The 22,385-nt window shown below is 41.9% G+C and carries 20 protein-coding genes; 15 read left to right on the plus strand and 5 right to left on the minus strand.

What is annotated here, in order from left to right; all coding sequences use genetic code 11:
• Window positions 1-39: 39 nt before the first annotated feature.
• From ligA to QM738_RS07800, 3 genes are all read left to right on the plus strand, one after another.
• Window positions 40-2,136, plus strand: a complete 2,097-nt coding sequence (gene ligA, locus QM738_RS07790) for an NAD-dependent DNA ligase LigA (protein WP_462276121.1) — start codon at window positions 40-42, stop codon at window positions 2,134-2,136.
• Between the two features lie 103 nt (window positions 2,137-2,239).
• The gene (locus tag QM738_RS07795) at window positions 2,240-2,803 is read left to right on the plus strand and encodes an NUMOD4 domain-containing protein (RefSeq protein ID WP_462276122.1); all 564 of its coding nucleotides are present in this window, start codon (window positions 2,240-2,242) and stop codon (window positions 2,801-2,803) included.
• 95 nt (window positions 2,804-2,898) lie between these two features.
• Complete coding sequence (locus QM738_RS07800) at window positions 2,899-3,558, plus strand: DUF2461 domain-containing protein (RefSeq protein ID WP_462276123.1); 660 nt, start codon at window positions 2,899-2,901, stop codon at window positions 3,556-3,558.
• Window positions 3,559-3,901: 343 nt separating this feature from the next.
• On the opposite strand, the gene QM738_RS07805 is transcribed toward QM738_RS07800, so the two are convergent.
• Window positions 3,902-4,783, minus strand: coding sequence for a cupin-like domain-containing protein (locus QM738_RS07805; RefSeq protein ID WP_462276124.1), 882 nt, complete (start codon window positions 4,781-4,783; stop codon window positions 3,902-3,904).
• 105 nt (window positions 4,784-4,888) lie between these two features.
• Here QM738_RS07805 and QM738_RS07810 point away from each other — a divergent pair, with 105 nt between their 5' ends.
• Both QM738_RS07810 and paaE read left to right on the plus strand, forming a co-directional pair.
• Entirely contained in the window at window positions 4,889-5,485 is a 597-nt protein-coding gene (locus tag QM738_RS07810; protein ID WP_462276125.1) for a TetR/AcrR family transcriptional regulator, read from the plus strand.
• A 17-nt stretch (window positions 5,486-5,502) separates the two neighbouring features.
• A complete protein-coding gene (gene paaE / locus QM738_RS07815; protein ID WP_462276126.1) occupies window positions 5,503-6,576 on the plus strand; it encodes a 1,2-phenylacetyl-CoA epoxidase subunit PaaE in 1,074 nt (357 codons plus the stop codon).
• A gap of 197 nt (window positions 6,577-6,773) precedes the next feature.
• Here paaE and QM738_RS07820 read toward each other — a convergent pair whose 3' ends face one another.
• Complete coding sequence (locus tag QM738_RS07820) at window positions 6,774-10,085, minus strand: choice-of-anchor tandem repeat GloVer-containing protein (RefSeq protein WP_462276127.1); 3,312 nt, start codon at window positions 10,083-10,085, stop codon at window positions 6,774-6,776.
• Window positions 10,086-10,480: 395 nt separating this feature from the next.
• Here QM738_RS07820 and QM738_RS07825 point away from each other — a divergent pair, with 395 nt between their 5' ends.
• Genes QM738_RS07825 through QM738_RS07835 form a run of 3 tightly spaced genes read left to right on the plus strand, consistent with a single transcriptional unit; the run spans window position 10,481 to window position 15,036 of the window.
• Window positions 10,481-12,379, plus strand: a complete 1,899-nt coding sequence (locus tag QM738_RS07825; protein WP_462276128.1) for a tetratricopeptide repeat-containing sensor histidine kinase — start codon at window positions 10,481-10,483, stop codon at window positions 12,377-12,379.
• Window positions 12,376-14,301, plus strand: a complete 1,926-nt coding sequence (locus QM738_RS07830) for a tetratricopeptide repeat-containing sensor histidine kinase (protein WP_462276129.1) — start codon at window positions 12,376-12,378, stop codon at window positions 14,299-14,301. Before QM738_RS07825 ends, QM738_RS07830 begins: the two co-directional genes overlap by 4 nt.
• Before the next feature lie 24 nt (window positions 14,302-14,325).
• A complete protein-coding gene (locus tag QM738_RS07835) occupies window positions 14,326-15,036 on the plus strand; it encodes a response regulator (protein ID WP_462276130.1) in 711 nt (236 codons plus the stop codon).
• A 47-nt stretch (window positions 15,037-15,083) separates the two neighbouring features.
• Here the strand turns inward: QM738_RS07835 and QM738_RS07840 are convergent, their stop codons facing one another.
• Window positions 15,084-15,314: a hypothetical protein gene (locus QM738_RS07840; RefSeq protein WP_462276131.1), complete on the minus strand. Its 231-nt coding sequence runs from the start codon at window positions 15,312-15,314 to the stop codon at window positions 15,084-15,086.
• A 4-nt stretch (window positions 15,315-15,318) separates the two neighbouring features.
• On the minus strand, window positions 15,319-15,777 hold the full coding sequence (locus QM738_RS07845) for a hypothetical protein (protein ID WP_462276132.1): 459 nt from the start codon (window positions 15,775-15,777) through the stop codon (window positions 15,319-15,321).
• Between the two features lie 176 nt (window positions 15,778-15,953).
• Here QM738_RS07845 and QM738_RS07850 point away from each other — a divergent pair, with 176 nt between their 5' ends.
• The 7 genes from QM738_RS07850 to paaD all read left to right on the plus strand — a co-directional run bounded on the left by QM738_RS07850 (window position 15,954) and on the right by paaD (window position 21,727).
• The gene (locus tag QM738_RS07850) at window positions 15,954-17,003 is read left to right on the plus strand and encodes a sensor histidine kinase (RefSeq protein ID WP_462276133.1); all 1,050 of its coding nucleotides are present in this window, start codon (window positions 15,954-15,956) and stop codon (window positions 17,001-17,003) included.
• On the plus strand, window positions 17,000-17,707 hold the full coding sequence (locus QM738_RS07855) for a LytR/AlgR family response regulator transcription factor (RefSeq protein ID WP_462276134.1): 708 nt from the start codon (window positions 17,000-17,002) through the stop codon (window positions 17,705-17,707). Before QM738_RS07850 ends, QM738_RS07855 begins: the two co-directional genes overlap by 4 nt.
• A 72-nt stretch (window positions 17,708-17,779) precedes the next feature.
• A complete protein-coding gene (gene paaA, locus QM738_RS07860; protein ID WP_462276135.1) occupies window positions 17,780-18,727 on the plus strand; it encodes a 1,2-phenylacetyl-CoA epoxidase subunit PaaA in 948 nt (315 codons plus the stop codon).
• Between the two features lie 23 nt (window positions 18,728-18,750).
• Window positions 18,751-19,134: a 1,2-phenylacetyl-CoA epoxidase subunit PaaB gene (gene paaB / locus QM738_RS07865; protein ID WP_462276136.1), complete on the plus strand. Its 384-nt coding sequence runs from the start codon at window positions 18,751-18,753 to the stop codon at window positions 19,132-19,134.
• Window positions 19,135-19,161: 27 nt separating this feature from the next.
• Entirely contained in the window at window positions 19,162-19,914 is a 753-nt protein-coding gene (gene paaC, locus QM738_RS07870; RefSeq protein WP_462276137.1) for a 1,2-phenylacetyl-CoA epoxidase subunit PaaC, read from the plus strand.
• 5 nt (window positions 19,915-19,919) lie between these two features.
• Entirely contained in the window at window positions 19,920-21,233 is a 1,314-nt protein-coding gene (locus tag QM738_RS07875; protein ID WP_462276138.1) for an SUMF1/EgtB/PvdO family nonheme iron enzyme, read from the plus strand.
• The gene (gene paaD, locus QM738_RS07880; RefSeq protein ID WP_462276139.1) at window positions 21,233-21,727 is read left to right on the plus strand and encodes a 1,2-phenylacetyl-CoA epoxidase subunit PaaD; all 495 of its coding nucleotides are present in this window, start codon (window positions 21,233-21,235) and stop codon (window positions 21,725-21,727) included. The genes QM738_RS07875 and paaD overlap by 1 nt, the downstream gene beginning before the upstream one ends.
• Window positions 21,728-21,731: 4 nt before the next feature.
• On the opposite strand, the gene QM738_RS07885 is transcribed toward paaD, so the two are convergent.
• Window positions 21,732-22,283: a hypothetical protein gene (locus tag QM738_RS07885; RefSeq protein ID WP_462276140.1), complete on the minus strand. Its 552-nt coding sequence runs from the start codon at window positions 22,281-22,283 to the stop codon at window positions 21,732-21,734.
• Window positions 22,284-22,385 lie beyond the last annotated feature (102 nt).

Raw genomic sequence — 22,385 nt, forward strand, 5'->3', positions numbered from 1 at the left:
AGGCGGTACAACTTTATCTTTGGTGTCAACTGTTTTATCATGTATAGTACGGAACAAACCAAACGATTGCAGCAACAGACCACCGATGCGTTAAAACTCACCAATGGTTGTACTGCATCCAATGTTGATACTTTCAGGGATATCCTCCGCTTTCACGAATACCGTTATTATGTACAGAACGATCCATTGATCAGCGATGCTGAATATGATAAACTGTACAAGCAACTGGAAAAATTTGAAAATGAAAACCCGGGGTCCATCACTGCCGATTCGCCTACGCAGCGGGTGGGCGCAGGTTTGATAAAGGATTTTCCCAAAGTACAGCACCTGGTACCGATGCTGAGCCTGGAGAACAGTTATAATGCGGATGACCTGCTGGACTGGGACCGAAAGGCAAGGGAACTGAGCGGGCTGGATACGATTGAATATTGTGTAGAACCAAAATTTGATGGTGCAAGCATCTCTTTGATCTACGACAACGATCTGTTTACAAGAGGGGCTACAAGAGGCGATGGAACTGTAGGAGATGAAATTACGATCAACACCAAACAGATAAAATCAGTACCGCTGTCAGCAAAATTTTCTGAATATGGTATACAGCAGATAGAGATACGCGGCGAAGTGCTGATGAATAAAAATAATTTTAAGGCCTACAACGATAAACTGATAGAAGAAGGTATTCCGCCACTGGCCAATCCACGCAATGCCGCCGCCGGAAGCCTGCGTATAAAAGATACGGCAGAAGTGGGCAGAAGGAATTTGGAAGCTTTCCTGTATCATGTGAGTTACGTTTTAACGGGCAAGCCACAAGTAGCAAGCCACAAGGAACCTTTGACACATAGTGGCATGCTGCAAATGTTGTGGGACCTGGGTTTCCGCAGCCCGCAAAAAGAAATGAAAGTGGTAAAGGGCATCGATGGCATTATAAAATACGTGGAGGAATTTGAAACTAAAAGAGACAACCTTCCGTATGAGATCGATGGTATGGTGATAAAAGTGAACGACCTGCAATTGCAGGAGCGTTTAGGCATGACCTCTCACCATCCCCGCTGGGCCATTGCATTTAAATTTAAAGCCAGGCAGGGTACTACAAAACTGCTGGATGTGGAATACCAGGTAGGCAGAACGGGCGCTGTTACACCAGTTGCCAAACTGGAGCCGGTGCAGGTAGGCGGGGTAACCGTTAGCAGTATCTCCATTCATAATGAAGAATACATCAAAGAAAAAGACCTGATGCTGGGTGATACCGTGCTGATAGAAAGAGCAGGCGATGTGATACCGCAAATTGTAAAATCGTTTGCCGAATTGCGTAAGGGTGATGAAAAAAAGATCGTTTTCCCTACCAGTTGCCCGGTATGCGATCACCCGTTATTTAAAACAGAAGATGAAGCGGTATGGCGTTGTACCAACATTAGTTGTAAAGCACAGGTGGTGGAAAGGATCATACATTTTGTGAGCAAGGATGCCATGGATATACGAAGCTTTGGCGAAGCCAATGTGCGCAAGTTTTACGAGCTGGGTTTTTTACAGGATGTGCCCGGTGTGTACACCTTACCGTTTGATGCTATCAGGAAGATGGAAGGCTTTGGCGAAAAGTCTATCACCAACCTGCAGGCTGCCATAGAATCGAGCAAAACACAACCATTGCACCGCATTATTTATGGTCTTGGCATACGTTATGTAGGAGAAACAACGGCAAAAACCCTGGCTGCATCGGTACAGCACCTGCTTGATTTTGTAAACTACAGCGAAGAACAGTTACAGCAGCTGGAAGATGTAGGTGTAAAAGTGGCTAAAAGCATACACGCTTTTTTTGCTGATGCAGGTAATTTAAAAATGATACAAAGGCTTGAAGAGCTGGGTGTGCAGTTAAAGAACGAGCATAAAACAACGGTAACGGATGGTAACCTGGGCGGTAAAACGTTTTTATTTACGGGTACACTCAGCAAGCTTAAACGAAGTGATGCCGAAGCAATGGTGGAAACTAACGGTGGAAAAATTGTAAGTGGTGTAAGCAGTAAATTGAACTATCTTGTAGTAGGCGAAGACGCAGGAAGCAAGCTGGAAAAGGCTAAGAAGATAACCACCGTTCAAATAATAACCGAAGAAGATTTTATAAAAATGCTTTCATCTTGAAAAAAAACTATTTATATTTATAGCCAGACCTTAATTTCTTTTAAACACATTTCTTCCGGGGATAAGGCTAAAGCCCGGATACCACACTTAAAATCATATTACGATGATTAAAAAAATTCCCGGCGAAGTTTGGAAACCCATTCAATTCAGCGGCCACAAATCACTTCGTAAAAAGTATGCTGTATCATCTTTAGGCCGTGCTGCTAGCTATGGCGAAGACGTTAGTGAAGACGGTAAATTATTGACCGGCTCCATCACATCGGGCTACAGAACATTGAACCTGCACGTGAATGGTGGCAACGGAACGATCTATATTCACAGGGAAATAGCCCGCCAGTTTTGTAAGAAAGCATCGCCCAAGCACAAATATGTGATACACGTAAATCATAAAAAGAAAGACAACAGCTATAAGAATTTAAAATGGGCCACACTGGAAGAAGTGAGCAGCCATCAGCAATCCAGCCCCGAAAGAATCGCTTATAAAAAACGCCAGGCCAACCGTACGGAAGGTTTAAAATTAAATGCTTCACAGGTAAAGACCATTAAGGATATGATCAAAAACCCTAAGAGAAAAATGACCTACAAGCAGATTGCTACTAAATACAAAGTAAGTGAAATGACGCTGTACCGCATTAAAAGCGGCGAGAACTGGGGCAAAGTAAAATAGTACAAAACACTACTTATACAACTTATTAAATAGGGGAACCGGTAATTACCGGTTCCTTTTTGTTTTATGTACATTCGCTTTCTAAAAATTATTTTATGCTGCAGGCAACTACATTGAAATTTTTAAAAGACCTTAAAAAAAATAATAATCGCCCCTGGTTTGAAGGACACCGTAAACAATACGAAGCAACGAAAGAAGATTTTCTTGCAATGCTGGAAAAGCTGATCGCTGCCATGGGATCGTTTGATGCGCCCATTGCTGCGTTGAAAGCAAAGGATTGTACTTTTCGTATCAACAGGGATGTGAGGTTCAGTAAAGATAAAAGCCCTTACAAAACCAATATTGCCGGCTACTTTAACCGCAATGGTAAAAAAGCTAACGGCAGCGGGTACTACCTGCATATTGAACCGGGTGGCAGTTTTGCAGCCGGTGGTATATGGATGCCCGAACCAAAGGACCTTGCCAAAATAAGGCAGGAGATCGACTACAGTTTTGATGAATGGAAAAAGATCATGGGCAACAGCGCTTTTAAAAAAACCTTTACCGAAGGTATCAAAGGCGATGCGCTGGTAAGGCCACCCAAGGGCTACGACGACAGCAATCCTGCCATTGCATTCATTAAGCAAAAAAGTTTTATTGTAACCAGGCCCTTTACCGATGCAGAAGTGCAGAGCAAGAATTTTGTAAAAGATGTGGCTGCCACTTTTAAAACCATGAAGCCGCTGATAGATTTTTTAAATGCAGCCGTGGAATAGAGCCACAAGGGGGATAGCCGCAAGGGATAAGCATGGTTACACGAAATACCTGCTTATCCCTTGCGGCTTGTAGCTATTCCCCTCATTACTTCCTATAAACAAAATGGCCAGAGATAAAAATCTCCGGCCTTGCTTACCTCTGAAACCACAAGAAAAATAGGTAATAAAATATCTTTTATTAATAAATTTAATAGTAATTGGAATATTCAGTAAAATGTAATTGGATAATAATCCGGGCGTTGTTTGTACAATTGCCCTAAGCTTTAAATAAGATTGGAGTGGATTAAATAACCTAGCAGGATGTAAAAATAGTGTTTTTTTTGACTTTACGTAATTTATTTTGCTAAATTTTTCCGGCCGTTTTAAGTTCCTGGTTGGCCAGTTCATACAGCTTACGCCTTTTGCGCTCGTACCACCATTTAGGGGCCGTTTTCTTCATCAGGGTATCGATGTTGCGCATACCGAACAGCTTCCACAACCCATCCAGCTTACCCCCCAGATCGGATTGTAAAGCCCTGAGGCTCATTGCAAAACCACTGTCGATATACTCCATGTGGTGAAAATAACCGGCGGGCATAAAAAGCGTATCGCCGTGTTCCAGGATCACTTCGTACCCTTTGGCCAGTTTAACGGCCGGGAAGCTTTCATAGTCAAAATCTTTATTATAATTGGCAAAATTGGCCAGGCTCAATACTTCCCAGGGCTTGCGGTACAGCTTATGTTTTTCTTCAAAAGGGAACAGTAACACCCTTTTACGGCCAATGAACTGGGTGTGCAGGATATGGCTCATATCAATATCAAAATGAATATGGGTAATAGAACCTTCGCCACCTACAAAAAGCATGGGATACTTCTTTACAAAGCCCTTCATCAGTTCTTCGGGCCAGGTAAAATCCTTTACCACCTGTGGTGCATGCTGAAATATATTGAACAAAAATATCCTCAGATCCAATGGTCCTTGTTTTACCTTTTTCAGGTAATCGCCAAACTTCATATATGCATCTGCAGTGTTGATCGGTGTATAAGCATCGCTTTTTACGTTGTTGTAAACGCCCACTTCTTTATCGCCCACTATATCGATGAAATAATCCCAGGTCCATTTTTTATACGCCGGCCAGTCTTTCGACAGGTTTTTGATCACCACCGGTTTCATGGTCTTGTAGTACTTGTTCTTAAAGTCTTCGGCAGAAATGGTATCTACTGTGTCAACAGCTTGTAGTTGCATAGTTTAATTCTTTAGCGCAGCAAAATTAGCATTTTATACCGGCAGAAAATATATAAAAAGTAAAACAGCAAAACTAATAAGCGTTAGTTTTGTAAAAAAGATGCAATGGCCAAAATAAAACCGGGCAGAAATGCCAGTAAAAAAGAGGTGATCATGCGCAATGCCTCTGCACTGTTCCGCACCAGGGGGTTCAATGCGGCGTCTATGCGGGAACTGGCGGAAGCAGTGGGAGTGGAAGCGCCCAGTCTTTACAATCATATCGGCAGCAAAAGCGAATTACTGCAAACCATTTGTTTTAAGATAGCCAACGAATTTACCAGCCAGTTGAATGAGGCCGAACAACTGGATATTAATTCTACCGCCAAAATAGAAAAGATCATCCGTTTTCATATCAGCATGATGCAGCATGAATTTGATGAAGTGTTTGTAGCCAACCACGAGTGGAAGCATTTGCAGGAACCCTTTCTCAGTAATTTTTTGAACCAGCGCCGCAGTTACGAAAAACGCCTGGTGGCCATTATTGAAGAAGGGATCAAAAAAAAGGAATTGAAAAATATCAATGCCTATGTGGCCGTGCTTACACTATTATCCGCGGTGCGTGGACTGGAGTTCTGGCAACGGCATAAAAAAAATATCAGCGCCAAAGTGCTGGAAGATGATATGGTAACCCATTTGCTGAATGGTTTGGTAACAGCCCGCTAAATACCCAATAAAAAATTATGGCAGTTCATTTTCATACACTCAAAGTAAGATCAGTTAAAAAAGAAACACCCGATTGTGTTTCCATAGCATTTGATGTGCCGGAGCAATTGCAGACTGTATTTGCATTTGCGCATGGACAGAATATCACGCTTAAAAAAACAATAGCGGGCGAAGAAGTGCGTCGCTCCTATTCCATTTGTAGTGCGCCTTTCGAGAACGAATTAAAGGTGGCAGTAAAAAAAGTGGAAGGCGGTTTATTTTCCTGCTATGCCAATGATATTTTAAGAGAAGGTGATGAAATAGAAGTATTGCCGCCCACCGGCAAATTCAATACACAGCTGCTGGCGGCTAACCGCAAGCAATATCTTGCTTTTGCAGCAGGCAGCGGTATTACACCTGTGCTTTCCATTATTAAAACAACATTACAAACCGAGCCGCAAAGCAGCTTTACATTGGTATTTGGCAACCGCAGCCGCGGCTCCATTATCTTTTTTGAAGAGCTGGAAGCGATCAAGAATAAATACCTGCAGCGCTTTAATTTTATCAATATACTCAGCAGGGAAAGAACGGATGCGCCGGTTAATTATGGCAGGATAGATAAAGATAAACTGGCTGAATTAAGCAGGCTGATCGATTATAAGAATATTGACGATCATTTTATCTGCGGGCCCGAAGCAATGATATTTTGTGTAAAGGATTTTTTAGAGCAGCAGGGCATTGATAAAAAGAAGATACATTTTGAATTGTTTACAACACCAGGACAAAGCAAGAACAAAGTAAAAAGTACAGAGAATACAGACAGCGGGCCTAAAAGTAAAATAACCGTGAAGCTGGATGGCAGGAGTTTTGATTTTGACCTGGGCTTTAATAACGATACTATTTTAGATGCTGCATTGAAACAGGGCGCCGATCTGCCGTTTGCGTGTAAAGGTGGTGTATGCTGCACCTGCAGGGCCAAGCTGCTGGAAGGCGAAGTAAAAATGGACGTGAACTGGGGACTGGAACAGGAAGAATTGGATGAAGGTTTTATACTTACCTGCCAGAGCCATCCTGTTACAGAAAAAGTGGTGGTGGATTTTGATATCAAATAAAAAAAGCCCCGTTGCAAAAGCAACAGGGACTTCCACTTGATAGAATACTTACACTATTTATCCAGTTCCTTAGCTAAAAATGATGAGTGCCATTAATAGCAATATTATGATGATATCTTTTTTAAGCATACAACTGTTTAATAATACCCTGCTGCTGAAGCAACAGGGCATTAAACATTAAACCATCAACAACTCTTTTACTCCACCATGATCTTGCTTACCACGGTTTCATCAGCACCCACCAGCCTGATGAAATACAACCCCCTTTCCAGGCTGGACACACTGTAACGGTTGTTCGAAGTTTTATTCATTTGTTTTACAACTTTACCGGCGGCATCTATCACCTGCACCTGTGTAAAGGCGCCGGCGCCATTGATGGTGATATAATCTTTTGCCGGGTTAGGTAAAATAGTGATGCTGTATTTTTTACTGAAATCGATCTTTACAATATTGCTGTAACTGAACTGACCGTTCTTATCCAGTAATTTGAGGCGGTAATAGTTGATGCCTGCAAATGGCTGGTTATCGGTAGCAGTATAGCTGGTTTGTATGCTGTTGCCTTTGGCTGCAACAGTTGCAATTTTTGTAAAGCTGCTGGCGTTGCTGCTTTTTTCCACTTCAAAATTTTGTGTATTGATCTCGTTCTCGGTAACCCAGTTCAGTTTTACAGTTTGGTCCTGTTTGATACCATCAAAGCTGATCAAATTAAGCGGCAACGTTGTAAAAGTATTTTTTGCAAAATAAAAAGTAGAGAAAGAGTTGATACTGGCCGTGAGCACATAGCCGTACTCGTAAGCGCTTGCAACAGTTGTTTGTTTGTCGGCATTGAGCGTAATGGTGGCAGATGTGGCACAAGGCTGGCTGTTCTTGAACACAGCAATGTCGTTGATACTGGTAATGCCGGAGGGTTGACCCAATGAGTTGGTGGCATTTTTTAAAGCGAGATACTCGGATGTTTTAACGTACAATCTAATATCCACATTGGAACCTGTAACAGGATTTTGTGTGCTGATGGTAAGATTGCGGTCCATATATAATTGCTTCAGCGCATCTTCTCTTACAGCGCCGCTGTTGATATAGCTGGAAGCGGTAACATTTCCTAATAAATTACCATTGGCTTTTATCTCGGCTACCACATCTCCTGCGGTATTCAATATCGGTACCCATTGATTGGTATTGGATGCATTGATAACAACCACAGGATAGGTTTCGCAACTGTTGGCAATGCCGTTAGCAATAAAAGCAGGTACCACAGTAAGTGCATTATGGTAACCGGGCATGTTATAAGAGCTTGCCGGTGTATAGGTAGAACGGGTGGAAACGGTGTTGGTGGCAGGGTCCAGTTGTACTACACGTATCACACTGTTACCATCTCTTGTAATGGTGTACAGTTTATTACCGCTTAAAGTCAATATTCCGCTGGGGTAAGCGCCATAGCTGCCATACGGCTCGTAATTATACAGCGCTGTATAATTATTTGTAGCGGGGTCAAATTGAAATAATACACCAGCGCCCATTGTGCCGCCGGCAGTAGTATTTCCATAAAGCTTGTCGTTATAAACCGTCATTGTATTTTGTATGGTTGAACCTGTAACAGGAATATTGAGACTGAACACTGTACTGGCTGTATTGGCAATTGGGTCGTACATAATTATTCCTCCTACATTATTAGTACCACCGTTATTGGTTGTGCCATACAGTTTATTGTTGTATACATTAAATCCACCACTGGGCTGTTTACTGCCCGAGTTCTGTACATCATACAGGTTGGTTAATGTACCCGTTGCAGGATCGTAGCTGTAAATAATACCCCAATTACCTCCTCCTCCAGCACTGGTCATTCCATAAAACTTGTTGTTGTACAACGTGGGTTCGCCAATGGGAAATAGACCGCCGATGGGTTGAAAATCCTGTTTTGTATAATTATTTGTAGCAGGATCATACTCATAAAAAACACCATAGCCGCTTGTACCACCACCGGATGTGGTACCATATAATTTTCCATTGTAAGCAATGGGAGCGGCAGCAGGGCGGTTACCATTACCCGAACCTGTTGCCATATCAAAATTAAATTTGCGGGAATAGATTGTTGTGGAAGGATCGTATTCCCATATACAACCAGCATCTGGCTGAGGGCCCGTGTAACAGGTGCCATAAATTTTTCCGTTGAGTAAAGTGGGCCTGCCAAAAGGTATGCGGCCATTTTCGGCAGTATTAAAGTTTAGTTTTTTTGTTACACTACCGGCTGTATTGTCATACTCAAACAATGCGCCCTGGTCGTTAAATCCTCCACTATAAGTAACGGCATAAAATTTTGAATTGAACAATGCCAATGTACTGCCGGGACTAATAGGGTTATCATTATTGCTTACGCCAAAATCATACTTTTTTACAACCGTAGTGGGGTTTGCAGGATCCCATTCGTAAATGGTTCCTTTTCCGTTAGTGCCGCCACTACTGCACATGCCCAGGAATTTAGAACCGTTAGCAACCAGTTTTCCTAATGGCTGGCTTCCCCTGGCTGTATAGCTAAAATCAACCAGTTTGGTAAACACATTTCCAATGGGGTTCAATTCAAATAATGTTCCTTCCCCGGAAGTACCACCATAATAAAGTGTACCGTATAATTTGTTATTGTATACGATCATTTCATTGTTATTGCAACTGGTGCCATCCGAAGCATTGGCACCGCCAAAAACTTTAATGACAGTGGTATTTGAACCGTTGGGTAAACTGGGATCTATTACATACAGGGCGCCTGCATCATTGGCCGCACCCCGCCAGCTGGCGCAGTACAATTTATTGTTGTACGGAGTAATGTTGGTGTTGATCGACCATCCATTGCCGGCACCCGGTCCGGTCATATCCAGTATGTCAGTATAGGTATTGGTGGCAGGGTCCCATTCAAATACAACACCCAGGCCCGCAGAACCGCCACCGGTTGTACCACCATACATTTTACCGTTCATCAGTCTTAATGAATTTTGGGGATAGCCACCGGTGCTGCCATTAAAATCGATTTTTTTAGTATAGATATTGGTGGTAGGGTCCCACTCAAATAGGGTACCATAGCCACTGGTGCCGCCGGAATAGTTAAGGCCATAAAACTTATTATTGTACAATAAAAGGCTTCCAAACGGATTGTAGCCGTATACGTTGGGATTAGCGCCAAAGTCAAATTTTTTAGTGTAGATATTGGTAACGGGGTCATATTGAAACAGTACACCGTAGTTGCCTGTTCCGCCGATACGGGTGGTACCGTATAATTTTCCATTGAAAGGAACCATTTCCAGGTTTGCAGGATTGCCGCCATCAACCGCAACGGGAAACGGGTATTGCAGCTGGAAGCCTTGCCCGCTGCTGTCGGTACTGAAAAGAAAACCATTAGAGGAATTATCGCTTTGCGGATAACCACCTACCAGGCCAAACATTTTTGAAACGCCCTGTGCATTGAGCCGGGGCAATATAAGTACCACCAACAGGAATCCTGTAGCTACAATTTTTTTCATATTGTGTAAGTTGTAATGCTGAAATTAAAAGCCGGAAATGCTGGTGATATCGAAGGAAATTGGAAGTATGTAAAAATGCTTTTAAAAAACCACCGGTACAATACTTAATTTTTAGTACTACATTTTAAGTATATCGTGTATGCATTACCGGTATATTGAAATGCCAAATTACAGGTACAAATATTACAGCAATAAAAAGGGATTGCAATACTGAATTTATAGTAGCAGTATCAGCTATATAGCAATATTTTTTTGGTTTGTAAATACTTAATTTTTAGTAATGGTAAATAAAGCTTGTCCGGCAAGCAATAATTGAATATTTTTAAATAACCGACACCGGCTTTACTGCATATAAAATGAACCTTATCAAAAGAACCTTATTGCTATGTTGCTGCATGACAGCACTTTGCTGTGCTGCGCAAACAAAGATCATCGACAGCCTTAAAGCCCGGGTATGGTTAGCCAAAACTGAAAAAGATAAGGTGGCTGCGATATTTGATCTTTGCGAACTGGGCTACACATTGCACCCGGATACATTAATGGTATATGCAGAACAGGCAAAAGAGATCACCAAACGATCTGGTAACCTGCACGATGAGATACAAAGTATGTATTATGAATCAGGTGCATTGACCACCAAGGGACTGATCGATTCTTCCTTAAACATGGCCGACCAATGTTTAGCAGTACTGAATGGCAAAGTAAGCGACCCGGTGCTGGAAGCCAATTGCTATAACCAGAAGGGCCGCTGCTATGTAAGAAAGAACCAATACAAGGAAGCGATCGATATGGGCTATCAAACGATCTCGCTTGCCGAAAAAAATAATGCTGTACTGCTGCAGGTAAAAGGTAAGACGCTGATCGGCTGGGCATATCTTGAAATGGGACAATTGAAAGAAGCATTGTCCTGGCATTTGAAGGCCTTACATACTACAACGGATACACTATTATTGGAAAAGTATGCCATACTTTTTGCCAACCTGGCCACCAATTACAATGGGCTGGGTAGAACGGATTCTGCATTTTACTATATCGATAAAGGCATCCTGTATTCCCGCAGGCACGAAAATTTATTTGCGTTGTCCAATTCACTGGCCATACAATCGGAATTGTATGTAAAATCGGGGCAGGCAAAATTATCCGAACCCATTTTACAGGAAGTGGTGGAAATAAGGAAAAAGATTGGGGACCCTTTTTACATCGCATCGGATATGTCGCAACTGGGTTTTTATTATGCGCATTACGGACAGCCCGAAAAAGGTATTGCAATATGTAATGAAGGCATTGCTATTGCGAAAAAATATAAACTGGATACCAAACTTTTTTTCCTGTATGGCAGCCTGGCGGATAATTATAAGGCCATGGGTAACATGGAAAAATATGCCGATGTACTGCAAACCATCATCAGCCTGAAAGATTCGGTATACCAGAAAAATTCGGCGCAGGCATTGGCGGAGATGCAGACAAAATACGAAACGGAAAAGAACAACAATATCATTGCGCAGCAAAAACTGGCGCTGATTGAAAAGAATTACTGGCTGTATGGCCTGGTAGGGTTATCTATATTGGTGATCATTGTATTTTATTCTGTATTTACCATTTACCGTAAAAAACAAACGTTGAAGAATGAGATGCTGCGCAAGGAAGAGAAATATCTTTCGGAACAGGCTATTGCAGCAGCAGAAGAAAATGAACGCAAGCGAATTGCCACCGACCTGCATGATAATATCGGCGCTTATGCATCGGCCATTCGTGCTGATGTGGAAAAGATCGCCGACAATGGACTGGCAGATAACAGCAATACGCTGCAAAATCTGCAGCAGCACTCGCAGGAGATCATCAATTCATTGCGGGATACCATCTGGGTATTGAATAAAGAGTACATCACTATTACCGGGTTGAGTGACCGTATAAAGAATTACATCAGCAAACTGCAGCCTACGTATGATAAGATACAGATCTCGGTACAGGAAAAAATATTACATGATACGAGGCTCAGCTCCCAGAATGCACTGAACATTTTCAGGATCATACAGGAAGCCATGCACAATGCGTTAAGGCATAGCGGTGCAGGAAAGATCGCTATCAGCATCAGCAGTAATGGTAATATTATGATCGCCGTTGCTGATGATGGTAAAGGAATGGAAAAGATAGATGGAGTGGAAGGTAACGGGTTGATCAATATGAAAACAAGGGCGAAAGAAACGGGAATGGAACTGACCATTGAATCCACAAAGAATGAAGGCACTGTATTGTTGTTGCAAAGTAATACCACAAAGCTGCCGGGAGTATGAAAAAAGAAATAAAACGTTTTTTATTTTCCTGTTTTGTTTCGTGCATTGCTTTATATACGCAGGCGCAAACAAAATATATTGACAGCATCCGGCAGATCATTGAAACATCTGCCAACGACCAGGAGAAGCTGGAGCATATATTGATCTTTTCGGGCCAGACGGTGAACCCCGATACACTTTTACCTTACGTGATGATGGCGGAAACGATCACGGAAAGATCTAAAAATAAATTCGACAGGGACAGGGTAGCTGCAGTAAGGGCGAATTATTATGTACGTAAAAATTATATTGACAGTGCGTTACTGATCGTAGACCGCATTATCCCTCTTTATAAAAATGATCAGCAGCACCAGGATTTTTATGTGAACATACTTTTTCTTAAATCGAAGATACTGGACAGGGGTAACCGTTATACACTGGCTTTGACGCAGCTGTACGAAGTATTAGAAACGGCGGAAACCCTGAAGGATACACTTATACTAATACAGGCCAAAACTGGTATCGGTTGGGTGCAGATGGAAATGGAGCAATACCATGAAGCATTGCCCTGGTTGTATAAAGCATTATATACTTCTGCCAATAAAAAATATTATAAAAATTACGGGGCGCTGTACAGCAATATTGCTTCCACTTATAATGCGTTGGGTAAAGCAGATTCGGCAATGCTGTATATTAATATCGCCATTAATGATGCCAGGGAAAATAACAATTTGCTTTTTTTAGCCACGGCTTTAAGTATGGAGGCAAAAATATTTATTGACAACGGGCAGGCGCATCTTGCCGAAGCGCCTTTACACGAAGCGGTGGAGATAAGAAAAAAGTTGAACGACCCTTTTTATACGGTGTACGACATGAGCAGCCTTGCCAGTTATTATGCCACCAATAACCAAACAGAAAAAGGGATCGAATTGTGCAAGGAAGGTATACAGCTTGCCAAGCAAAGCGGCTTATCATCACAACTACTGATGATCTACCGGTCGCTGGCGGAGAATTATAAAGCTGCAGGGAAGATCGCCGAATACAGTACCACGCTGGAATCGATCATTGCGCTGAAAGATTCTTTCAACAATATCAATTCCTCCAAACTATTGGCAGATATGCAGTTCAGCAGCGAGGCACAAAAAAAGGAAAAGACAATTGTGGAACAGAAACTGAACCTTACGGTAAAGAATTACTGGCTTTTTGGTTCGGCGCTTTTTGCAGTAATGGCAGCAATGATAGTATGGCTTGGTTTTAAAAATTATAACCGGAAGCAGAATATTAAAATGGAATTGGCGCTGGCAGAAGAAAAACGGATAGCAACGCAATCTATCATTGATGCGGAAGAACAGGAACGCAAAAGGATCGCTGCCGACCTGCATGATAATATCGGGGCTTACGCATCCGCAATAAGGGCCGATGTGGAAAAGATAAGTACTGCCGGTTTTGAAAAAAGTAATCATGCATTGAACAACCTGCAGCAACATTCGCAGGAGATCATTAATTCTTTGCGTGATACCATCTGGGTATTGAATAAAGAAAATATCACGATCACCGGTATCAGCGACCGTTTAAAGAATTATATCAATAAACTGCAGCCTACCTATGATGCGATCCATTTGGTGCTGAATGAAGATATTGAGCATGATACAAGGCTGAGTTCGCAGAATGCGTTGAATATTTTCCGCATCATACAGGAGGCGATACACAATGCATTAAAGCACAGCGGCGCCAATCTTATAACGGTAACCATCAGCAGCAGGGAAAATATTCGTATCAATATTACGGATAATGGTAAAGGGCTGGAAGCGGCTATTGCTTCGGGAGGAAATGGTATGATCAATATGAAAGCAAGGGCAAAACAAACAGGAATGGAATTGCTGATCAGTTCGGAAAAGAACCATGGCACAGTGCTTGAGTTACTTAGCAATACTACAAATTAGGTATTGCGTTCGGCTGGAAAAAAAATGATTTTACACTTTGAAAAGAAGCATGCAATGAGTAAACCTGTAAGAATTGGATTGGTAGATGATAAAGCTGTGAACCGCAGCAGTATTGCAGATAAAATAAAGCAATTTGAAGACCTGGATCTTTGTTTTACGGCAGTAAATGGTAACGATTGCCTGGAGCAATTAAAAGGCCTGCCATTAGAAAAAATGCCACAGGTGATCTTTATGGATATGGAGATGCCGGAGCTGGATGGTGTACAAACCATTAGTATTGCAAGGGCTTTGTATCCTGAAATATATTTTATTGTGCTCACCGTTTTTGACGACGACGACAAGATATTTGAAGCAATAAAAGCAGGTGCCCATGGTTACCTGTTGAAAGACGAAGGCGCTATTGCATTGCACAATGCTATTACCAATGTGCGGGAAAATGGCGGGGCGCCCATGAGTGCGGCCATTGCACGTAAAGCGCTGGAGATGCTGAGCAAGGCACAACTGCAAACCGAAACAAAGGCCAGTGAACCCAGCCTGCTAGACAGCCTGGTGACCGAAAGGGAGAAAGAAATATTGCTGCATACCATTAATGGGCTGGATGCCAAACGCATTGCCGCTTTACTCGACATCAGCGTACTTACCATCCGTAAACATATTGCCAATGTGTACCAAAAGCTGCATGTGAACAGCAAGGCGCAGGTGATCAGCCTGGCGCATAAGAATAACTGGGTATAAAATAACCGGCAAGTAAAACACTCATTTTAACCACCACTTTGCAGGGATCAATTACTGGCATTGCCTCCAAAAGAAATGCCCTGTAAACTATTGGTGCTGCTTACTATTGAATCGGCAACACCCGGCGGTTTATTGCCCCCGCCCAATGACGGGGGTGCTGTAGTACCTTTTCTGTTACCACTATTCAACGCTCCTGCTGTAATTACAAGCAGCACACAAAGGCAGAGCGCTTTTAATGGTATGTTATTCTTTATTCCTGTATTAAATAATGTTTTCAAATTTTTATGGCGTATTGGTAAATGAAAAATTTGCCACAGTGCTGATACCTGTACCTACGCTTTTAAGTGTACCCGTCATTGTATTGCCGCTTATTGTACCGGTAAGTGTATAAGTAAGTGCAGGGCTGCTGGCGGCTTGATACCAGGTAGCTGTAACGATGGTGTTGGTTGTAGTAGTGGTGGTGTATGTGCCATCTAATTTTATCAAAGCGCTTGCTGTATCACTGGCTGTCATAGTTGTGCCTGCTGAATAATAGTTGTTGGCATACTCCCGCATGGTGCCATCAGTTCTTAATAGAATGGCATTGCCCGGCCCTGTTGAGCTGCTGCTTCCGATATAACCATGCCAGAAATTACTGCTTGCTGCAGGAGTATCTGTATGAGAACTTTTTTTACAGGCTGTCATTGATAATGCCATTACAGGGATAATAAATACATACTTAAAATGGTCTCTTAGTTTCATGTAGTTTCTTTTTTTAATTGATTGATCCCGCCAAAAGTAAAAGCAAACACCACCCTTAAAACCTACTTTACATGAGTTGACCTTTTTTCTTGACGAAATGGTCATCATTCTTCATGAATGAAAATGCTTTGCTTTGCTATTTACCTTTTCTTTGTTCTAATAAAACCTGTTGCGTTATGCCTGCTTTTTATAGGAACAAGATCTTTAATTACCTGCCATTTGTATTGCTGTGGCTGTTTGTATCAATGGTGATGTTATTGATATACCTCGACCTGAGCGTAAGTGTGGCCCCTCAATTACTGGGCACATTTTTAGGCACTACGCTTTCTTTACCATTAAGCTGGTATGCTGCCACAGTAATGGTACCACGATATTTATATCAAAAGAAAATACGTCGTTTTATCTGGCGTTTAACTTACCTCACGGTGATGAATGTACTGGTTGTCTATTTTATTACAGCCACAGTTTACTATAGCCTTACCGGGAAGCCCGTTATCAGGCCCGTTTTTGTAATGCTGATGATCATTTTTTTACAGCTTTTTGTTAACCTGATATTTATTTCTATCAGTTGTGGCGTAAAAATCATTGCCGACAGGTATGGCCTGGAGGAGCGTTTGCATGAAAGTGAAAAAGAAAAAATAACAACAGAATTGAATTTTTTACGATCACAGATCAACCCGCATTTTCTTTTTAATATCCTTAATACCATTTATTTCCAGATCGACAGATCTAATTTAGCTGCAAGGGGATCGGTAGAAAAATTTTCGGAAATGCTGCGGTACCAATTGTATGACTGCAATACGGATAAGATTGAAATAAAAAAAGAGATCGATTATATACAAAGCTATGTAGCGCTGCAGAGCCAGCGGCTTGAAACCGGCACGGATATACAATTGCATACCACGGGTGGTTTGGAAGGTTTTGCCATTGCACCTTTTATGATCTTAACCCTGGTGGAGAATGCATTTAAACATATTTCTCATTTTAAAAATGCAGCAGAAAACAGCATACATATCGATATCGAAAAAAAGGAACAGTTGCTTATTGTAAAAGCCACCAATACCTATGATAAAAGCGAAAAAGTAGAACACCTTGTACAATCAGGCGGGTTGGGTATACAAAATCTTAAACGCCGGTTAGAATTGCTTTATCCCGATAAAGCGCAATTATCCGTTCATAGTAATAACAGCATTTTTGAATCCGTATTAAACCTGCAATTATCATGATCAACTGCCTTGTAATAGATGACGAGCCCATTGCACGTACCGGTTTGCTGGAGCATATCAGGCAGATAGATTTTTTATTTGCTGTTGGCGAATGCAAAAGCCCGATTGAGGCAACTACTTTTTTGATGCAAAACAAAGTAGATCTTTTATACCTCGACATACAGATGCCGAAAATGACAGGGATCGATTTTTTAAAAAATAATCCGCAACTGCCTCCCGTTATTTTTACTACCGCTTATTCCGAATATGCGATTGAAGGATACGAACTGGATATACTGGACTATCTTTTAAAACCGATCAGTTTTAACCGCTTTTACAGGTCTGCCTTAAAAGCCAAAGAATTCATCGACCTGACAACCAGCAGCAAATATGTAACAGATGCTGATTACTTTTTTATTAAGTGCAACCAGCAGATCGAAAAGATATTTATCAATGATATTGTTTATATAGAAGGCATGGCGAATTATATCATCATTCATACAACGGGGCAGAAATATATTGCCTACTTAACCTTTAAAGGTATTGAAGAACAATTGCCTGCCCATCTTTTTATCCGCATCCACCGTTCTTACCTGGTTGCGGTAAATGCTATCCGTTCTGTTACTGCCGAAGAAGTGGTATTACCCGGTATTGTGTTGCCGGTAAGTAAAAACTATAAAGAACAGGTGATGGAACTGGTGGAAAAGCGGCTGTTCAGGCGATAATTATATAAAACAGCTCCCGAAACTAACGCTTGTTAGTTTTTTGTGTTATTTTTGCACCATAAACCCGCTTTTATGGCATTACCCGATTTTGAAAAGATCTTCCAGGAAAAAGTAGACAAGGAAATAAAGATAGAGCCAAAGGACTGGATGCCGGATGCTTACCGCAAAACAAATGTGCGGCAGATAAGTCAGCATGCGCACAGCGAAATTGTGGGTATGCTGCCCGAAGGCAACTGGATATCGCGGGCGCCTTCATTAAAACGCAAAGCCATCTTACTGGCAAAAGTGCAGGACGAGGCCGGTCATGGTTTGTACCTGTACAGCGCTGCAGAAACACTGGGCACTTCCCGCGATGAAATGATCGCAGACCTGCACAGCGGTAAGGCAAAATATTCTTCCATTTTCAATTATCCCACCCTTACATGGGCCGATATGGGCGCTGTAGGCTGGCTGGTGGATGGCGCTGCCATCTTGAACCAGGTAATGCTGTGCCGCACCAGTTACGGGCCTTATGCAAGGGCCATGGTGCGTATATGTAAGGAAGAAAGTTTTCACCAGCGCCAGGGTTTTGAATCGTTGCTGGTATTATCTAAAGGAACGGAGGAACAGAAAGCCATGTGCCAGGATGCGATCAACCGCTGGTGGTGGCCGAGTTTAATGATGTTTGGCCCACGGGACAGCGAAAGCACCAACAGCGACCAGAGCATGAAATGGAAAATAAAAAGAAAGACCAACGATGAACTGCGCCAGCAATTTGTGGACATGGCTGCAGAGCAGGTAAAAGTACTGGGCATGACCTTACCCGATGATCAACTGCAATGGAATGAAGCCAGGAGGCATTATGATTTTGGTGAAATAAACTGGGATGAATTCTGGGCTGTTGTAAAAGGCAACGGGCCCTGCAATAAACAAAGGCTGGAAGCCAGAAAAAAGGCGCATGAAGAAGGTGAATGGGTGAGAGCAGCAGCAAAAGTACATGCAGAGAAAAAAGCCGCCGCTATTAACGAAAAAGCAGCTTAAATAATTTAAATATCTTTTCAATAATGAATATACAGGTAAGAAAATTTTATTACGGAGATATACCCGACGAAAGTGCCGGAAGCAACGAAGTAAAAAGCTCCAAAATTCCCCCTTTAGGGGGCGGAGGGGGCTCTTGGCCTCTCTGGGAAGTATTCGTTCGCAGCAAACAGGGCCTGGATCATAAGCATGTAGGCAGCCTGCATGCTACTGATGCACAAATGGCCATTGAAAATGCCCGGGATGTGTACACCCGCCGCCAGGAAGGTGTAAGCATCTGGGTGGTGGAAAGTAAATTCATCACGGCTTCCAATCCTGAAGAAGCCGGCGAATTATACGAACCGGCTGTAGACAAAGTATATCGTCATCCTACATTTTATGATCTGCCGGATGAAGTGGGGCACATGTAGGAATTAATTAATAATGAATAATTGATAATGAGTAATTATTTGGTTGATTACATACTTCATTTAGCGGATACCACTTTGATATTGGCGCAGCGGAATGCGGAATGGTGTGGACATGGACCTATACTGGAACAAGATATTGCTATTACCAATATTTCGCTCGACTTACTGGGACAATCAAGAAATTTTTACCAGTACGCAGCCACTTTAATGGGCGGAGATATGGACGAAGATAAACTGGCTTACCTGCGAAAAGAAAGGGAGTTTAAAAACCTGTTATTGGTTGAACAACCCAATGGTGATTGGGGACAAACCATTTTGCGCCAGTACCTCTTCAGCCAGTTCCAGTATTTATTATTTGAAAAACTGCAGCAAAGCAAAGACGATCAGTTAAGCGCTATTACCGCAAAAGCTTTAAAAGAAATAAAATACCATGTACGCTGGAGCAGCGAATGGGTGATACGCCTGGGCGATGGCACGGAAGAAAGTAAAGCAAGAATATTGAAAGCTATTGATGAGTTGTGGCGATATACTGGAGAAATGTTTATGAGTACAAAGTACGAAGTACAAAGCACAGCAGTTGGGATAGGAGTTGATAATGAGTCGTTAAAAGAAGCGTGGCAGGAGAAAGTAAAAACTGTTTTTGGAGAAGCAACTTTACCCGTTCCCGAAAAAACTTTTATGCAAAGCGGCGGAAAAAATGGCGTACACACGGAACAGTTAGGTTATATTTTGACAGAATTGCAGTATATGCAAAGAACCTACCCAGACAGTAAATGGTAATCAATATGAATAAACAAAGGACAATAAACTGCCTTTTCTTTTTTTTATTGCTTATATCCTCGCTTCCCGCCTTATCACAGGGGCTTTTCAATTTAAGATCAATTGAAAAAACGATCAGTAAAACAAACAAAGCACTCGCTGAAGAATTTGCTGCCATTAAATTTGTTGCAGGTAAAACAATTATGCTGCAGGAATATGAAGGGTATGATTCTTTAAGCTTTTATTTTCCCGAAAAGATCAGCGTTGATAGTTTTTATATTTCACAATTTGAAGTGACCAATAAACAGTACCGGGATTTTATTGATTATGTACAGGATTCTATTGTCAGGCACTTATCAGGTTACGAAAAACAAACAGCTGAGGGCGATGTTTATATTGACTGGAGTAAAAAAGTGGATATTAAACAGGCTGATTTTCCACCGGACCGGATAGATCATACCATTCCCGGTAAACCACGTTTACTTCCAAAATACCTGGTATACAGTTATAAAGACGAAAACAAAAAAGCAAAACAGGTTGCTGTAATGCCTGATGTAGATGCCTGGATAAAAGATTATCCTTACACTTATAATGAACCGGTGCTGGTTGATCGGTTTATACATCCAGCCTTTAATAATTACCCTGTAACCGGCATTAATTATTACCAGGCCGTGGCCTATTGCAACTGGAAAACACTGCAGATACAAAAAGCTATGGGCAATGATACTGATATTGAAGTAGTGGTTGCTTTGCCAACTTTATACCAGTGGGAAGCAGCAGCTACTACGGGCTATGTACCGGTTAATGATACAGCATTGGATAACAGGAGGATCATAGGCATAAATGGGCACCGCAGGTTTTTAAACAAACCAGTAAAAGCGAATAGAAAAAACGGCATCGATTACGATTGCAATTTCTCTACTATTGTAGATGTTAATGGATACCAGCTTAAAAATACCGGCGATGATGGTGAAGACTTTACGATGCCGGTCAATGCCTATTCACCTAATGATAACGGGCTTTATAATATGAGGGGTAATGTTGCAGAGTGGACCGCCACCAATGGAGATGTATCTTACACCGCATTAAAAGCAAAGGCTGCTGCATGGCAACAGTTTACAGACAGTTTAAAAAAATCAAATCCTGCGGCATTGATACTTAAAGAAACAGTAGAAAGTTTTTTGAACAAGATGCAGGGAACCAAAATTGTAAAAGGAGGGAGCTGGAAGAGCAGTGTTTTTTATATACAACCCGGTGTTAACCAGTTTTATGATCCTGCTACTCAGGATGGTGGTATTGGCTTCAGGTATATTGTACTTTTTAAACGCCAAACAAAATAATGGAGCAGGCAATAAAAAAAATATGGCAGCTGCTGCAAACCGTTTGCGACCCGGAAATTCCTATACTATCCATATTAGACCTGGGAATTGTAAGAGAGGTAAAGATCAATAATGATGAAGTAGAAATTGTTATCACACCCACTTATACCGGTTGCCCGGCCATGGATATGATTGCCATGAATATCCGGCTTGCTTTAATTGAAAATGGTTTCCATAAAATAAAGATCACTCATATACTCTCACCCGCATGGACCACCGACTGGATGAGCGCATCGGGAAAAGAAAAATTGAAAGCGTATGGTATTGCGCCGCCAACATGGTCTGACGCCTCGTCTGACCATGTTCGTGGCGGTGCCCCGCCTGACCATGTGGAATGCCCGCAATGCCACTCCACCAACACCCGTCTCATCAGCGAGTTTGGCAGCACGGCCTGCAAAGCATTATATCAATGCAACGATTGCAAAGAGCCTTTCGATCATTTTAAATGTCACTAAGCATTTATTTTTTCAGGCTGAACTTGTACTTGCCTTTTATTTCGCCCTTACCTTTTTTATCCCATACACGAAACTGTACCAGGTAATTATTATCATCCCCGGCTGCTTCGGTGATACGTGCCGATAGTGTGATATCTACAGCTTTATCTGCAGGCAAACCGGTGGTCTCATAATCTTTAAAGATATCAGGAGCATCCACGATCACTTTGCCTCCACTCGTGGATATTCTTTCGGAAGCGCCAATGAAAGACAGGCCGTTTTCTTTTACCCAACCGGTATCGGTGCGTAATGCCAGGTGGATCTTTTGGCCCAAGCCGGTTTCGTTTTTGGTTAACACGGCATCATTATCATCATATAAATAAGCCTCTTTCAATTTAACATCATTTGCTTCCAGCTCAATATCATTTTTAATAACAGCGCCGCTTACCGGGCTGCTGTCATTGGAAGTAACAGGTTTGGTATTTACAGATCCGCTGCTACCAACAGAGCAATGGAATTCGCAACTGCTTAATGAACATACCAGCATAACAGCATAACATAATCTTACAGGACGCATATTTTAAAATATTGATGAAGAAGGAGTTTAAAAATAAATCATTTCGGCTGCATTTAAAACAGCAGTTTTTAAAACCAATACCGTTAAGTAATTATTATCTTT

The organism is Ferruginibacter sp. (assembly GCF_049840995.1).
GTDB lineage: Bacteria > Bacteroidota > Bacteroidia > Chitinophagales > Chitinophagaceae > Ferruginibacter.